Here is a 16,106-nt window from a genome sequence, read left to right as displayed (position 1 = left end):
AAGCGTTTTCGGGTTGGCTAATCACTCGTCGTGCGCTTTCCGCTTTTTATGGCGCTTTCATATTGCAAATCTTTGCGCTCCGACAATGCCGATGTTGCGCATCGCACACCTGCTTAACTTGTGACCTTCAACCTGCCCTTCGTCCTTCACCCTTTTTTAATGAAGAGGTGTTGAATGGATTTTAAGAGAGGGTTAATTGCCTGCGTATGGCTTGGGCTATTGGCATGTGCCGCGCCTGCGCAGACGCTCAATCACCATAAAGTCTTCGGTAAATATCAGCAGTTTGTCTGGCTCGAACAACACGGCTTGCCGCAAAACACCGTACAGGCAATCACCCGAACCCGCGATGGTTATTTATGGTTGGGAACCCTGGCAGGGGCTGCGCGTTTTGATGGCGCGCATTTCACGATTTTTGATAACGGCAACACCAGCGCCATCAAAGGAAGCTACATCACCGCGTTGCTCGAAGACCGCGACGGCAATCTCTGGCTTGGGTGCGATGGCGGCGGTCTTGTGCGTTACAGCAACGGGCAATTCACGCAGTACACCCTAGAGGACGGGCTGCCGAATAATACGACCAAAACATTATTGGAAGACCCGGAAGGCGGCATCTGGGTAGCGACCCTTGGCGGCGTGTGCCGGTTCAAAGATAACCGCTTTACAACTTATGCAAAACGCGATGGGCTGCCGGATGATGCGGTTTCGATAATGGCGCAGGATAAAGACGGCAATCTCTGGATTGGTACAGCAAATGGATTGGCGCGATTCAATGCGGGTAAATTCACGGTGTACACCAAGCGTGAAGGATTGCCGGATAATGGCGTCAATACGCTTTGCTTCGATAAAAAAAATCAACTGTGGGTCGGCACCAACACGGGGCTTTGCCGCTGGCAGGAAACCCGTTTCATTCAACCTGCCAAAGCTGACGCGCTCAGACACACAAACATTTATACGCTGTATGCAGACCGCGAAGGCGCATTGTGGATTGGCACCATTGGCAGCGGGTTGTTTCGCTTCAAAGATGAAACGCTTTCGCGTTATACAACCCGCGAAGGTTTGCCGGGCGACCGCGTGGTCGCAATTTTTGAAGATGTCGAAGGCGATTTCTGGGTTGGAACCGATGGCGGACTCTGTCAATTGAAAACCGGACGCTTTCAGGTCTTTACCGCGCAGGACGGCTTGAATCCCGATTTCATCTCGGCGATTTATCAAAGCAAAGCCGGTGACCTCTGGGTTGGAACCACTTCGAGTTTGAGCCGCTTCAACGATGGGAAATTTACCACCTTCACCACCCGCGACGGATTCCCCGCCAAACACGTCCGGTCAATTTGCGAAGACCATTTCGGCAATTTGTGGATTGGCACAAACGGCGGTGGATTAACCAGATTTGACAACAGTCGCTTCACCAACTGGACAACCAAAGATGGGCTGTCAAGTGACCATGTTTCCGCAGTTCTCGAAGACCACGCAGGCAATCTATGGGCAGGCACGCACGGCTATGGGCTGAATCTATTTCGCGATGGGCGCTTCACCCATTATTCAACGGCAAACGGCTTGCCCGATAATTTTGTCAGAACGTTGTATGAAGACCGCGCCGGTAATTTATGGATTGGCACGCAACACGGCGGCTTGTGCAGATTGAAGGATGGAAAATTTGATTCCTTCACCACTCGTGATGGACTGGCAAATAATTTCGTCGTTTCATTTTTTGAAGACCCGCAAAACAATTTATGGATTGGCATGGTCGATGGCGGATTGAGTCGCTTTCGAGATGGGAAATTTTCCAACGTTACCGCCAAAGACGGTTTATATGACAATGTCGCCTTTCAAATATTGCCCGATACCGATGACGATTCGGCAAATCTCTGGGTGAGTTGCAACAAAGGAATCTATCGCGTCAGTTTGAAAGAATTGAATGAGTTTGCCGATGGTCGTATTGGTTCGGTCACTTCGTTCGTGTACGGCATCACCGACGGGATGCTCAGTCGCGAATGCAACAGCGCAAGCCCCGCGGGCTGGAAAACCCGCGATGGCAATTTGTGGTTTCCCACTACCAGAGGGCTTGTAAAAATCGACCCGCAAAGCCGCAACACCGCGCCACCGCTTCTGGCAATCGAACAGGTCAGTCTGGATGGCGCAATTTTAAATAACCGTCAAACCATTGAAATTCGTCCCGGTCAGGAGAACCTCGAAATTCAATATAGCGGACTCAGTTGGAGCCGTCCGCAACAGATTCGCTTCAAATATATGTTGATGGGCTTGAACAGTGAATGGGTAGAAGTCGGGAATCGCCGCACGGCTTACTATCCGCACCTGCCGCCCGGCGAATATACCTTCAAAGTCATCGCAGATAACGGCGAAGGCGTTTGGAATACGCAGGGCAAAAGTCTGCGCATCGTGGTGCTGCCGCCGTTTTATCGCACCTGGTGGTTTATCGGATTAATCGCTTTGGCGTTTCTGGGGCTTGGCACTCTGGCTTACCAAATTCGCGTCCGGCAATTAACCCGCGCTAAAGTCGCGCAGGAAGAGTTTTCGCGACAGTTGATTGCTTCGCAGGAGCAGGAGCGCAAACGCATTGCCGCAGAATTGCACGATAGTCTGGGGCAAAATCTGCTGGTGATCAAAAACTGGGTGACTATGGCAAAACGATTTCTCGAACCCGACAGTCGCGCCCGTGAGCCGCTCGAAGAAGTTGCCACGACGGTTTCGCATTCGATTGAAGAGGTACGCGAAATCGCTTACAACCTGCGCCCTTATCATCTGGATGAAATGGGTTTGACGGAAGCCTTGAGTTCAATGCTCGAACGCATAGCCGAAGCCTCCGGCATTCGTTTGCTGATTGAAATTGACCCGATTGACGGGCTATTTTCGAGCGAATCGGAAATCAACCTTTATCGGGTGATTCAAGAGTGCGCCAATAACATCGTCAAACATTCGCAGGCAACCGCCGCAGAATTTTTCATTCGCAGAGATTCACAGCAGTTGCTCGTCGAGATACGCGATAACGGGAAAGGGTTCGACCTCAATCAAATTTTAAATGATAAAAATCGGGGATTCGGATTGCACGGTATCGCTGAACGTGTGCGGTTGCTCGGCGGCAAAGAGGCGATTCAAGCGGTTCCCGGCGCAGGCACGACGATTACGATTATTCTGGAAATACCGAATATAAATCATGAACAACACCCCAACCATCTTAATAGCTGATGACCACGCATTGATTCGCAAAGGTCTGCGACAGGTGATTGAAGCGGACACCCCCTATCAAATCATCGGCGAAGCCGCCAGCGGCAAAGAGGCGCTCGCCCTGATTATTCAGCATCAACCGCAAGTGGCAATTCTGGATGTCAATATGCCCGAACTCACAGGCTTTGATGTTGCGCAGGAAGTTCAAAAACGCAATCTGAAGGTGGCGATTATTTTTTTGACCATGCATAAAGATAAAAACTATTTCAACAAAGCGATGGATTTGGGTGCCAAAGGCTATGTATTAAAAGATGGTGTGCTGGATGAAATCGTGAGCGCCTTGCAAACCGTGGTGCGCGGCGTGCCGTTTATCAGTTCGCAACTTTCGGGTTATCTGTTGCAACGCCTGGATCGCATCGGATTGCTCGCCAAACAAACGCCCGGACTCAATAATTTAACGCCTACCGAAAAACGCATCCTCAAACTGATTGCCAATTATAAAACCAGTAAAGAGATTGCCGCAGAGTTACACATACACTACCGCACCGTCGATAACCACCGCACCAACATATCCAATAAACTGGGACTCCAAGGCAGCCACGCGCTGTTGAAATTTGCCGTCGAACATCAGGAAGAACTGGCTTGAACAGGAGCTAGGATTCAGGGAAAGGAAAGTATGAAGTAGGAACGATGAACGATGAACAAAAAGAATTTCACCTTGTTCATCGTTCCTACTTCCGCCTTCATCGTTTCTTCTCCCCTGAATCCTGAATCCTGTATCCTGTATTCTGAATCCTGATTCCTAGCTCCCGACTTGTGTGTAAACACACAGATATTCGTGTGTTCCACTCTATTCAATTCCCGCCTCGGATTTCCGATACTAAAGCTGCCCGACATCAACGATTCACACAGGCTTCAAGTGGCTTCGTCGGGTCAATCAAATGTCATGAAAGTTTTAATCGTAGAAGATAATAAAGCGGTGCGGCATCTGCTGTGCAGCATTCTCCGTGACCTTGCCGAAATCTTTGAATGCCAAAACGGTACGGATGCGCTTCATTACTACGAAACCCTGAACCCTGATTGGGTATTAATGGATATTCGCATACCGGGCATCAATGGTATCGAAGCCACTCGCCGGATAATCAATGCCCACCCACTAGCGCAAGTGGTGATCGTCACCAATTATGACGATGCGAAGTTGCGATTATCGGCTCACAATGCCGGAGCATTCGATTATGTGCTCAAAGAAAATCTGTTTTCGCTTCAGGGAATTCTCACAAAAAACCTCCACCCTGCGAATGACCATATCAATCACCCGGATGAATTTTAAGGAGAGCAGCTTATGAAAATCAGAAATATTATCTTTGCCCTGATGTTGATTGCGGCAGCGCTTTGTGCGGTTATCGCCTGGAAAGGTCAGTCCGACAACTTCATAGAAAAATCAATTGTAAATAACCGGATGCCGGATTTGACAGATAAAGCCGCTGTCGAATATCTCAAACAGAATGGTGAATATGATTCTCTGATGGAAGCCGTAAATGCCGCGCAATATCACATCTTTGAAATGCCTCAGCAACAATCAAAGAAACAATCATTGATTGCCAACAATCCCGCACAGCGTTTCAGCGCGCGCTTTGCGCCTGAACGAATTGAGATTGTCACAGCAGACCGAAACTCGCCTGAGTCCGCGCCGCTCAGCCTGCGGTTGCAAAGTTACGGCTATGGTGAGCGACAGATGCAACTTGGCGCAGGAGAGATGACGGCTACGGATAATCGCCTGGAAATCAAGCGAACAGTTTCCGGCATGGCGTCTGAACACACGCAAACGATTAGCGAATGGTACATCAATAGCGAATCCGGTTTGGAACAGGGCTTCACGCTTGATCGCGCGCCGATTCGTCGCCAGAAAAGCGATGAATTGAAATTGCTGCTCAAGGTGGAAGGCGCGAGTATTCAAATGGCGACGGACAAACCGGCGATTGAACTCAAACTCGACTGCGGCGGCGAGTTGCGCTACGACAAATTGTTGGCGTGGGATGCAACAGGCAAAAAATTGGCAGCGCGCATGATGCGCGAGGCGGATGGCATCGCTTTGCTGGTGAATGATACGGACGCCGTCTATCCGCTCACCATCGACCCATTGTTTAGTCAGGTCAAAAAAATCTCAGGCATTGAAACCAGTTCCGAATTCGGGGCTGCCGTTGCTATCAGCAAAGATACGGTAGTCATCGGCGCGCCGCTATCGAATGGTTTGCTGTTTACGGATGCCGGTCTGGCGTTCGTATTCACACGCAATCAGGGCGGCGCGGATAACTGGGGGCAGGTACAACTGTTGTTGGCTTCGGATGGAAACTCATTCGATTACTTCGGCACTTCGGTTGCCATTGATGGCGATTTGATTGTAATTGGTTCCCCCGGACATGACCTCAGTACCAGTATGGAGCGCGGCGCGGCTTATCTATTTGAGCGCAATCAAGGCGGCGCGAACAACTGGGGACAGCTGAAAAAACTCACCGCCTCGGATGGCGCAGCCAGCGATGAGTTCGGAAAATCTGTCGGTATTTCCGACCATCTAATCGTCGTCGGCGCAGATGGCGATGATTCCGGTCAAGGTGCGGCTTATCTATTTGAGCGCAATCAGGGCGGCGCGAATAACTGGGGTCAACTGAAAAAACTCACCGACACAACCCGCGTAAATGACGACCGTTTTGGCGCGGCGGTGGCAATCAGCGGCGATACGGTCGCCATCGGCGTGCCTACCAAAGATACCCCTTTATTGTTGAATGTCGGCGCAGCAGTAATTTTTGCTGCGAACACCGGTGGGGCAAACAATTTTGGTTTAGTTACTCGCCTGATGGCTTCCGATGGTCTGTCCGGCACTCAATTCGGCAACGCCATTGCCATTGACTGTGACCGAGTGGTGGTGGGCGCGAGCAGAAAAGAAGTCAATGCGGGTGCGGTTTATATCTTTGAACGCAATCACGGCGGCATTGCTGGTGGGTATCAACAGGTGCAGAAACTCACAGCCAGCGATGGCAACTCAGGCGATAACTTCGGCTGTTCGGTATCCATCAGTGAAGATATGGTGCTTGTTGGCGCATTGAATCAAAATTCACAACAGGGCGCGGCTTATCTATTCGAGCGCAATCAAGGCGGCGCAGACAATTGGGGAGAGATAAAAAAATACACGGCTTCCGATGGCGCGGGCGGTGATCTTTTCGGCCGCGCGGTGGCGATTGACAAAATGAGTTTTATCATCGGCGCGAAAGGCGACAATGGCACCGGCTCGGCGTATGTCTTTGCCAACCCCTGTTCACAATATCAACAGGTCAAAATCGGAAAGACCGGCAGTTTGGAAAGTCCTGCCGAACTCGGGTCATCCATCAGCATCAGCGGCAATACGGCTGTCGTCGGCGGTATCACTGCGGCTGTGCCTGTGGATGCCGATGGGCGTGCTCGCTTCGGCGGCGCGTTTATTTTTGAACGCAATGCCGGTGGCGCAGAAAACTGGGGCATCACCAAAGTTCTCGGAGAAGGTTTGGGGCGAATCGGGGATCAGGATGAATACGGATTCTCGGTTTCAATTTACTGCGACACCATCGTCGTCGGCGCACCCATATACGATGTTCCGCCTAATGTTTTACAAGATGGAACGATTTACATTTACGAGCGCAACCAGGGCGGCAGAGATAATTGGGGTCGCGTCAAACAGATTAACTCTCCGAATGCTCCCGAACTCACAGGCGCATTCGGCTATTCGGTTTCGGTTTATGGCGATAATTTAGTAGTTGGTGCGCCGGGAGAAAACTCGCAGTTTGGCAATGCCTTTGTTTATAAGCGCAATCAGGGCGGCGCGAATAACTGGGGATTGGAAAAAACGCTTTCGCGCAGTGATAGCGCCGCTTCATCGGCTTTTGGCGTTTCGGTGTCGCTGTATGGCGATACTTGTGCAGTTGCCGCGACGGGTGGCAGTCGAGGCGTTTACTTGTATGAGCGCAATCAAGGCGGCGTCAACAACTGGGGCGAAATCAAAAAACTTACCATCAGCGGCGCGTTAGCTTTCGGTCAGCGTGTAGCATTAGACAATTCGACACTTGTGGTTGCCGATCCCGGCGATGCCGGACTGCATGGCGCGGCATATATTTTTGAACGCAACCAAGGCGGCGCGAATAATTGGGGGCAGGTGCAAAAACTCACCACACCTTCCGGGCAACTCTTTGGACAATCGCTTGCTATACACGGCGATAAGGTTGTCGTGGGTTCGAGTTGGGAAAATAACAAACGCGGCGCGGCTTACGTATTTGAGCGCAATCAAGGTGGAGCGGACAACTGGGGACAGGTGCAAAGGCTCATCGCTTCGGATGGGCAAACCGAAGATGAATTCGGATTTTCGGTTGGTCTGGGCAATCAATTCATTGCCGTCGGCGCGCATTTCGCAGGACCGAAAGATTTGTTTGGAGGATTTAAGGAAGGCGCGGTTTATCTGTACAGAGTCAATTGCCCGCCTTCGATTATTGTCATGCCTACGACCATCACGCGACAACGCGGCACATCAACCTCAGCGGTTCTGGCTAACCTGGATGATGAAATTACCGCGCCCAATTCGTTGACGGTTAGCTTTTCTTCTTTACCAACCGGCGTCACCTTCACCAACGTCATGATTGATGGCAACGGTCAGGTGACGGCTACGGTGGCAGCAAGTTGCACAGCCGCACTTGGCACTAGCACAGTGCAGATGACCGTCACAGACGCGGGTGGTCAAAGCAGCATGGCAAATCTGACTGTGCAGGTGACAACCGATGCAGCGCCGGTTTTCACCTGCGCTAACATCAGCGCAGGCACCACGAGCAACGCCTGTTCAGCCGTCGTCAACTTCACGCCATCGGTTGTCGATAGTTGTGATGGCGCGCTTACGCCAACCTGCGTTCCGTCGTCGGGTTCAACGTTTGCCAAAGGCATCACCACAGTCACCTGTACAGCAACCGATTCGAGCGGCAATGTCGGTCAATGCGCTTTCACGGTGACAGTGGTTGATGATGATGCGCCTGCGATTAATTGTCCTTCTCCCGTTGTGGTCAACACGGCAACCGGACAATGTTCGGCAGTCGCGACGTTTGCCGCAACCGCTACGGATAATTGCAGTGGGTCGCTCACACCAAGCTGCATGCCTCTGTCAGGGTCAACGTTTGCCAAAGGCATCACCACAGTTACTTGCACAGCGACCGATGCTGCCAGTAATAGCAGTCAGTGCCAATTCACAGTAACCGTCAATGACAATCAAGGTCCGACAATCAACTGCCCGGCGAATATTACAGCTCCGGCAAGCGCCGGCAGTTGCACGGCTGTCGTCACCTTCACGCCAACCGCCAGTGATAGCTGTGACGGCGCGCGCGCGCCAAGTTGTACTCCGGCATCAGGCTCAACCTTCTCCATAGGCGTTACGACAGTCACCTGTACGGCGACCGATACCGCAGGCAATTCATCGCCATGTTCGTTCACCGTGACGGTCAACGATACGCAACCGCCGGTGTTGAATTGTCCTGCAAATATTCAACGCAACACTGATTTGAATCAATGTTCGGCAGTCGTAACTTACACAGCGCCAACTGCCACAGACAATTGTTCGGGTGTCGGCGCAACCACCTGTACGCCGCCCTCAGGCAGCACATTCGCCAAGGGAACGACTACGGTTAGTTGCACAGTCACGGATGCAGCGGGCAACACCGGGAATTGTTCATTCACTGTCACCGTCAGCGATGCGCAGAAACCGACATTGAATTGTCCTGCGAATATCACGGCTCCAACAGCACTCAATAGCTGTAGCGCAACCGTCACCTTCACGTCTACGGCAACCGATAACTGCGACACCAATCTTTCACCGAGTTGTTCACCGGCATCCGGCTCAACGTTTGCCAAAGGCACGACAACAGTTACTTGTTCGGTAAGCGATGCCGCAGGCAATAACTCAACCTGCTCGTTTACCGTGACTGTCAATGACACGCAAAAGCCTGCCATCAGTTGTCCGGCAAACATTACACAGGCAGCCGATTTGAACAAATGCTCGACCACTGTTACCTTCTCCGCATCGGCTACCGACAACTGCGATGCGAAAGTTACACCGTCTTGCACACCACCTTCAGGTTCGGTCTTCGCGAAAGGCACAACTGTGGTGACTTGTTCGGTGAGCGATGCGGCGGGCAATACGGCAAATTGTTCATTCAATGTTACGGTCGTTGATAGTCAAAAACCTGTAATCGCTTGCCCGGCGAATATCACGGTTCCTAATGCGTTGAACACTTGTGGTGCGCCGGTCAGTTTTGCGCCCACGGCAAGCGATAATTGCGCGGTTCAAAGTCTGGTTTGTGTGCCACCGTCAGCATCCGTCTTTGCGGTTGGAGCCACGATGGTCACCTGTACGGCAACCGATACGTCTGGCAATTCGCAAAGTTGCTCGTTCACCGTAACCGTCAATGATATTCAACTGCCGGTCATTGACTGTCCGGCAAATATCACCAGCACCACGGTGAATCCCGGTGATGCGACGGTGACCGTTACTTATCCTGCGCCGAATGCCAGTGACAATTGCGCCATTCAAAGCATTGTCTGTGTGCCACCGTCGGGAGCCAGTTTCCCGCTGGGCACGACAACGGTTACTTGCACGGCGACCGACGTGGCGGGCAATCAGTCGAGTTGCAGTTTCACCGTAACGACATTTGATGTCTGTTTGCAGGATGATTCAAATGTGAGTGCCGTGTTGTTTTGGAATTCAAAGACCGGCGATTATCTCTTCTGTTGCGGCACAACTCGCGTCGGCGGCAAAGGCGCTGCCACCCGTCAGGGAAACCTTTTCAAACTCACACATCAACCGGCAGATCGCCGCCTCGCGGCGCAACTTGATGCGACCATGTTTCGCGGCAGCGCATCGCTGCAAATGCCGGTCGGCATAACCGCCTGTTCAATCACTGACCGCGACACCCGCAATAACAGTTGTCGTTGTCAACAAAACCAATAATCCGAAAATCAAGAGCCTGAATTCATTCAAAGTAAAATGAATTCAGGCTCGTTTAATTTTAAGTTGGTTTTACAAGGTCAGCTTGTCGATTGGTGAACGCTTTTATTTATCGGTTGCCCTGGCGCTCTTGCCGGTTTCCGGTGTTTCATTTGTCGCGCCAACCACTGTGTAATCGAAAAAGCCGTTCATCATTTCGTCCCAGGTCTGCTGCCCGAAACGCACAGCGATGTTCGGGTCGGGATTCAATTTATTCGAGGTTGAATTATTGAAATGGGCGATGACTTCGAGTTTTGTCCCCTTAGGCATCATCAAAGGTTTCATCGGATAGTAATAGACCTGCCAATTGAAATCGTATTTGGGAATCGACAGCAGAATTTCCGAACGCCCGTCGGGGTAGGTGGCTTTATAGAGAATATCCTTGCCGCGCAAATGCATATGCGGGCTGAAACTGATGATATGCGAATCCTGCGCGAAATCATACGATGCCTTGACTTCGTGATTCGCGGCATTGGGCGGAATCACGAAATTTATATCGAAAGCGGCAGTCGTGGTGATGATTTTATCCGCAAGCACAGGTTTTTTGGTAAAGCGAAGCCCAACGATTGAACGGTCTTTGGTTTCCGTGCCGCTCGGTGTGTAGTGCATCTGGAAAACCAGTTGCGAACCGGCTTTGATGAGTTTTGCCATGCCTTGCTTTGCCATAAACGGGGTTTGTCCGGGCGACAGTGCGCCGAGCAAATCTTCGCCTAAATCGAGTTTCTTTTTGGGGTCGCGTTTTTTATTGGGGTCGCGCACATAGATAACGATGTGATGAACGACGGAAAGATTACCGGCGCGCGCTTCCATCGCTTCGACATACATATCTTCTTTGAAGTTGGTCGGCACGGTGAAATGTTGGTACGGCACAGCGCCTTCCGCAGGAACCGTGAACTCAACCGGCATCTGGAAAATCACATCGGGTTCGCCGATTTGCCAGCCTTTGGCAAATTGCGGCGGGGGCGGCAAATTTTTGGGATTGCCTTCTTTCGCGCCGCTGTCAATCCACCGAACTATCGTATCAATATCTTTTTGCGCCATGCGGCGGTCATTTGCCCAACTGCCATGTTGAGGGTCTGCGTGCCAGGGCGGCATCTCTTTCGCGATGAGTTTTTCGCGAATGGATTTCGCCCACGGACGAATCTCTTTGTAAGTTATCAACGACATCGGCGCGATTTCGCCTGTGCGATGACATTGCACGCAGTTTTTATAAAACAGTGGCGCAACATCCTGGGTAAAGGTGAGCGTCGCATTTTTATCGGCGCTCACTTGATTAGCGCCGGTAAAGACCAACGCTAAGGCGATGGTCAGAGCAATAAGCCATAAACGCACTCGATTCATTTGCCGACTCCTGTAATTTGAGATTAGATAATTTTTAGAGCTTTAAGTTATAAACTGCTGTGCCTGTGGTTTGCTCCACTGATGCGGTGATTGTAGCTCTCCGGTTCACATCTATCAAGGAGCATTCATCACATACGATTTGGTTAGGGTAAGCGGGAAAACCACACGATATGGGATAGCGCGAAGCGTTTATAGAATTCGTATATGGCGGTTTCATCCTGTAAAACCGGGGCATTGCGGTTCTCGCCAAACTTAAAAACCCTGGCATAGCGATTGCCGCAAAACCAGTACCTAAAATTCAAATCAAATTTCCGGGAGACAGGTTTTTATGACTAAAAAACTCTTCGTAGCAAGCTTGCTTTTGATTTTCAGTTTTATTGCGCTCGCCCCCGATAGCCTGGCGCAGTGCCGCAACAATCGTCGCGCCGCCTATAACCGCTATTACAATAATTCAAATTACTATGGGCGCGGTTATAGTTACGGCAATAATTACAACTACTCCAGGCGTGGTTATAACGATAACCGGTATCCCTATTCCAGAGTTGCCGGCGCGCGTTACGACAACCCGAATTACTATCGCGGGTATAATCGCAATTCCAAAACCCGCGCGGTGATGACGGTCGTCGCCCCTGCGGCAATCGGCGCAGGAGTCGGGGCACTGATGGGCGGTAAAAAAGGTGCAGCCGTCGGCGCATTGCTCGGCGGAGGTGGCGGAGCCGCCTATTATCTGCTAAAAAGACGTAATAGATACTGAGACTAAAAACCACGAAGACATCACGTAGAGGCATAGACATCATTCGTGATGTCTTTCGTGTTTATACAGACTGAATTTTTCACTACGCAGGGCTGTAACAAAGTCTGGGGCAAATCCAAAAGTGCTTCTCTATGAGAAATCAAAAAACTTTTTAACTGGGAACGCGGACGTGGACGTCCGCGTTCCCAATATCACGGCTTCCGACTTTGTTACAGCCCGATTTCACTACGTCAGAAACTTGTGCGAAGCCTACCGGGTACTTTAGACTTCGTGGCTTGGCAATGAGTAACCATTCAAACCCTAACGACATCAATCTGGATAACTATCTGCTGGCAATCTGGCGAGCCAAATGGGTCATCTTGTTCATCGTTCTGGTGGCTGCGGCGGCTGCTTATTTTTTAGCCCGCCGCCAACCAACGCTTTTCAAAGCCGAAGCTTTAATCGAAGTCGGGCGCGCGTGGGATAAACCTATCGAAGATACCTACACCACTGAACAAATCGTCAGCAGCGCAGGTTTCGCCCATGAACTCGCCACGAAACTCGGCATCAAACCCAAAGCTCTGCGCGGCAATATTCAAGCCGAAGCCATCGTCGTCGGCCCGCGCAATACCCGTTACCCGATTCTGTTGAAAGTCACGACGACCGGCGAAACCGCCGATGAAGCCATCAATCTGGCGCGCGCCGTGAGCGACGACCTCATCAACCGTCACGAAAAACTTTTCGATGAGGCGCTCGCGCCACGCAAGATGCGCGAACAACGGCTTGCTGAGCAATTGAAAGAAGCGCAAAACGCGAATGACTCAAAAGAGCTGGCATTTAAAATCGAAGACGAGTTGAACACCACTAAATTTAACAACAGCTCATCAACCGCGACGCGCAAAACCACCCTCGTGCAACCCATCGTCAATACCGCATCGGTGCCGCCGCCGACGCTTAAAAATACCGCCGCTGCCGCGCTGCTAGCGTTTGTCGCCTGTGTCGCGATAGTGGCTCTGATAGCCTATTTCAAGCCATCGACCGCAGGCAATTAATCATATGCTCAAAATCATCAATGTCGTCGGCGCGCGACCCAACTTCATGAAAATAGCCCCGGTGATGGACGAGATGCGCCAACGCGCTGAGCGCATTCAGCCCGTTCTCGTACACACTGGTCAGCATTACGATGAAACGATGAGCGATGCATTTTTTGAAGACCTGCGCCTTCCCCGTCCCGACATCAATCTGGAAATCGGTTCCGCTTCGCACGCCGAACAGACGGCGCGCATCATGCTCGCGTTTGAAAAAGTGTTGCTTGAACTCCAACCCGATTGGGTGGTCGTGGTCGGCGATGTCAATTCAACCCTGGCGGCAACCCTCGTCGCCGTTAAATTGCAAATTAAAGTCGCGCACATCGAAGCCGGTCTGCGCAGTCGTGACCGTTCCATGCCCGAAGAGATTAATCGTATCGTGACGGACGCGCTTGCCGATTTATTGCTTACGCCTTCGCCCGATGCCGATGAAAACCTGCGTAGCGAAGGCGTAGCCGATGAAAAGATTCGCTTCGTCGGCAACGTGATGATCGATTCGCTGAGGCGCAATCTCGAACGCGCGCAATCATCCGATGTCTTAAATCGTTTGCAACTGACACCAAAACAATTTTGCGCGATGACTCTGCATCGCCCCTCAAACGTCGATGACAAAGCGACGCTCGCAGGCATCCTTGATGCACTCGAAGTTGTACTTGAGCGAATGCCGATTGTTTTTCCCATTCACCCGCGCACCCGCGCGCGGCTCGCAGAATTCGGGTTGATGGAAAAGGTCGCGGCGCAAAAAAATTTAAGGCTCACAAAACCGCTCGGCTATTTGGATTTTCTGCAACTCTACAGCAACAGCCGATTGGTATTGACCGATAGCGGCGGCGTGCAGGAAGAGACCACGGCGCTTGGCATTCCCTGTCTGACGCTCAGGCATAACACGGAACGCCCGATCACCGTTACCGAAGGCACGAACCGCGTGGTCGGCAACCATCCTGAAACCATCAGGCGCGAAGCCCTCAACGCGCTTGAACATCCGCCAACGGCTCAACGGATTCCGGCATTGTGGGATGGACAGGCAGCGCGGCGCATTGTTGATGCGATTGAAGCTGCAAGCAATAATCAGTAACCTGATTGTGAGGAAGGGCGTCGAACCGAAAGCGTAAAGCACCTTAGTTAATCAAATCATGAACGTTGCATCGAAAAATCAATTTGAGTTTTACGCTTCAACGATTCGCCGCCATTTATTTACAGTCGCTGAAAAAATATCCCTCGAAGCGATTTTGATTTTCTGGTTTGCGGTTACGCCGCTTGCGGCGTTTTATGTGCGTTTCCCTTTCGAGCAATCGCTCATCACCTTTGACCGGTTGATTTTTTTCCTCGCGTTGCTGACCCTGGCGCTCAAATTTTATCGTCACAAAACCTTCTCTGATTTCAATCCACACGATAATCCGGCTTTAACCAAGAAGGCTGTCGAGCGGACACCGGACGCCGGACACCGGACATTGGGCACTTCGGACACTCGACTCCAGACTTTTTTTATTACTAAATTTGAACTCGTCTGGTTGTTATTGTCGGTCATCGCGCTGGCGAGCGCCTTGCTTGATGCCAACAATGTCGGTTATGCGTTTAAAATCGCCTTCGATGCCTTCTTTCTGCCACTCATCGCTTTTCACTTGGCGCGTTACCATTTCGATGTCGGCGGACGCGAACGGGCAATCCTCGCGGCAGCAATCCTTCTGGCGTTTCTATTGTTTTTCACAGGGTTATTTGAATTTGCAACCGGGCAAAATCTTTTCGTTTATCCGGGTTCGGAAATATTGCGCGAACGGGAACTGAGAATTAACGGACTCTTTGCTTCCGATTCATCTTTCGCGATTATCTGTTTGCTGCTGGCGCTTTTTTTGCGCATCGCTCCGGCGCTACTCGAAATCAAATTTGATAAAACTGCCCGTTTGCTTTACTGGACGGCGCTTGCCGCAATCATTCTTGCAACCTTGTTGCCTTTTTTTCGCGCCACAATGGTGGCGTTAATTATCTGCCTGTTGGCGATTGAAATATTGTTGCATTTGAAACGGGCATCAGGCTATCAACAAAATCGTTCTGTGGCTTTTTCACCTTTAACTTATTTACGTTCTCACCGAACGATGGCTTATGCTCTGATTGCCGTTGTCGTACTGGCGTTGGGCGCGGCGTTTATTGAAATGCAGAGCGAATCGTCAATTGTGCGAAGGCTCACGAGTCCGCGCAATCTGTATGGTCGGATGGCGACCTGGCAGACCGCTGCGCGCATTGCTTTAGAGAAACCGCTTTTCGGCGTAGGGCTTGCCAATTACGCCGATTATTTCGATACCAAGTTTTCCGATTTAAAACAGCAGGAAGATTGGGTCGAAAACGTGAAAGCCATCAACGCGCCGCATTCAAATTTTATACTCATCATGGCGGAACTCGGATTTTTCGCGTTTGCGCTTTACCTGTTAGCTTATTTTTATCTGATTTCAATGGGCATTCGCGCCTTTAAACGGGCGCAAAGCCGCGTGCAGATTTTAGCGGGCGGCTGTTTTCTGCTTTTACTGGTTGCTTACACGTTGCCGGGAATGACTCTGTCGAGCGGCGTGTACGCCGATTTGAATTTATACTTTTTCTTCTTGCTCGGTTTAACCTCACAGGATTTTGGCGAACCCGTCGCGCCATCTGTATCCGCCTCTCAACCGGGCGAATGAATTGACCCGTTCGACTCGGCGAATGAATTGCCGAGCGGGTTTTC

The 16,106-nt window shown here is 51.1% G+C and carries 9 protein-coding genes; 8 read left to right on the top strand and 1 reads right to left on the bottom strand.

Annotated features, from left to right (window positions below):
- The first annotated feature begins 174 nt into the window (after positions 1 to 174).
- From AB1757_00550 to AB1757_00535, 4 genes are all read left to right on the top strand, one after another.
- Positions 175 to 3,204, top strand: a complete 3,030-nt coding sequence (locus AB1757_00550; GenBank protein MEW6125522.1) for a two-component regulator propeller domain-containing protein — start codon at positions 175 to 177, stop codon at positions 3,202 to 3,204.
- Positions 3,173 to 3,829 (top strand): response regulator transcription factor, encoded by a 657-nt coding sequence (locus tag AB1757_00545; protein MEW6125521.1) that lies wholly within the window; start codon positions 3,173 to 3,175, stop codon positions 3,827 to 3,829. Before AB1757_00550 ends, AB1757_00545 begins: the two co-directional genes overlap by 32 nt.
- Positions 3,830 to 4,129: 300 nt before the next feature.
- Positions 4,130 to 4,513, top strand: a complete 384-nt coding sequence (locus tag AB1757_00540) for a response regulator transcription factor (GenBank protein MEW6125520.1) — start codon at positions 4,130 to 4,132, stop codon at positions 4,511 to 4,513.
- A 12-nt stretch (positions 4,514 to 4,525) separates the two neighbouring features.
- On the top strand, positions 4,526 to 10,195 hold the full coding sequence (locus AB1757_00535; protein ID MEW6125519.1) for an HYR domain-containing protein: 5,670 nt from the start codon (positions 4,526 to 4,528) through the stop codon (positions 10,193 to 10,195).
- Positions 10,196 to 10,297: 102 nt separating this feature from the next.
- Here the strand turns inward: AB1757_00535 and AB1757_00530 are convergent, their stop codons facing one another.
- Positions 10,298 to 11,572, bottom strand: coding sequence for a cytochrome c (locus AB1757_00530; protein ID MEW6125518.1), 1,275 nt, complete (start codon positions 11,570 to 11,572; stop codon positions 10,298 to 10,300).
- 328 nt (positions 11,573 to 11,900) lie between these two features.
- Here AB1757_00530 and AB1757_00525 point away from each other — a divergent pair, with 328 nt between their 5' ends.
- The 4 genes from AB1757_00525 (at position 11,901) to AB1757_00510 (ending at position 16,062) form a co-directional block, all read left to right on the top strand.
- Positions 11,901 to 12,326, top strand: a complete 426-nt coding sequence (locus AB1757_00525; protein MEW6125517.1) for a hypothetical protein — start codon at positions 11,901 to 11,903, stop codon at positions 12,324 to 12,326.
- 281 nt (positions 12,327 to 12,607) lie between these two features.
- Positions 12,608 to 13,357: a Wzz/FepE/Etk N-terminal domain-containing protein gene (locus AB1757_00520; GenBank protein ID MEW6125516.1), complete on the top strand. Its 750-nt coding sequence runs from the start codon at positions 12,608 to 12,610 to the stop codon at positions 13,355 to 13,357.
- A gap of 4 nt (positions 13,358 to 13,361) precedes the next feature.
- Positions 13,362 to 14,468, top strand: coding sequence for a UDP-N-acetylglucosamine 2-epimerase (non-hydrolyzing) (gene wecB, locus AB1757_00515; GenBank protein ID MEW6125515.1), 1,107 nt, complete (start codon positions 13,362 to 13,364; stop codon positions 14,466 to 14,468).
- A gap of 58 nt (positions 14,469 to 14,526) precedes the next feature.
- Entirely contained in the window at positions 14,527 to 16,062 is a 1,536-nt protein-coding gene (locus AB1757_00510; GenBank protein MEW6125514.1) for an O-antigen ligase family protein, read from the top strand.
- Positions 16,063 to 16,106 lie beyond the last annotated feature (44 nt).

It is taken from the genome of Acidobacteriota bacterium, from assembly GCA_040754075.1.
Classification (GTDB): Bacteria; Acidobacteriota; Blastocatellia; order UBA7656; family UBA7656; genus JBFMDH01.
The sequence above is the reverse complement of the archived record's forward strand: the minus strand, read 5'-3'. Positions and strand labels throughout refer to the sequence as shown.

What these genes read in the sequence shown, in the direction of transcription:
- AB1757_00550 (MEW6125522.1), top strand. Translation starts at nt 175, where the DNA reads ATGGATTTTAAGAGAGGGTTAATTGCCTGCGTATGGCTTGGGCTATTG.
- AB1757_00545 (MEW6125521.1), top strand. Translation starts at nt 3,173, where the DNA reads ATGAACAACACCCCAACCATCTTAATAGCTGATGACCACGCATTGATT.
- AB1757_00540 (MEW6125520.1), top strand. Translation starts at nt 4,130, where the DNA reads ATGAAAGTTTTAATCGTAGAAGATAATAAAGCGGTGCGGCATCTGCTG.
- AB1757_00535 (MEW6125519.1), top strand. Translation starts at nt 4,526, where the DNA reads ATGAAAATCAGAAATATTATCTTTGCCCTGATGTTGATTGCGGCAGCG.
- AB1757_00530 (MEW6125518.1), bottom strand. Translation starts at nt 11,572, where the DNA reads ATGAATCGAGTGCGTTTATGGCTTATTGCTCTGACCATCGCCTTAGCG.
- AB1757_00525 (MEW6125517.1), top strand. Translation starts at nt 11,901, where the DNA reads ATGACTAAAAAACTCTTCGTAGCAAGCTTGCTTTTGATTTTCAGTTTT.
- AB1757_00520 (MEW6125516.1), top strand. Translation starts at nt 12,608, where the DNA reads ATGAGTAACCATTCAAACCCTAACGACATCAATCTGGATAACTATCTG.
- wecB (MEW6125515.1), top strand. Translation starts at nt 13,362, where the DNA reads ATGCTCAAAATCATCAATGTCGTCGGCGCGCGACCCAACTTCATGAAA.
- AB1757_00510 (MEW6125514.1), top strand. Translation starts at nt 14,527, where the DNA reads ATGAACGTTGCATCGAAAAATCAATTTGAGTTTTACGCTTCAACGATT.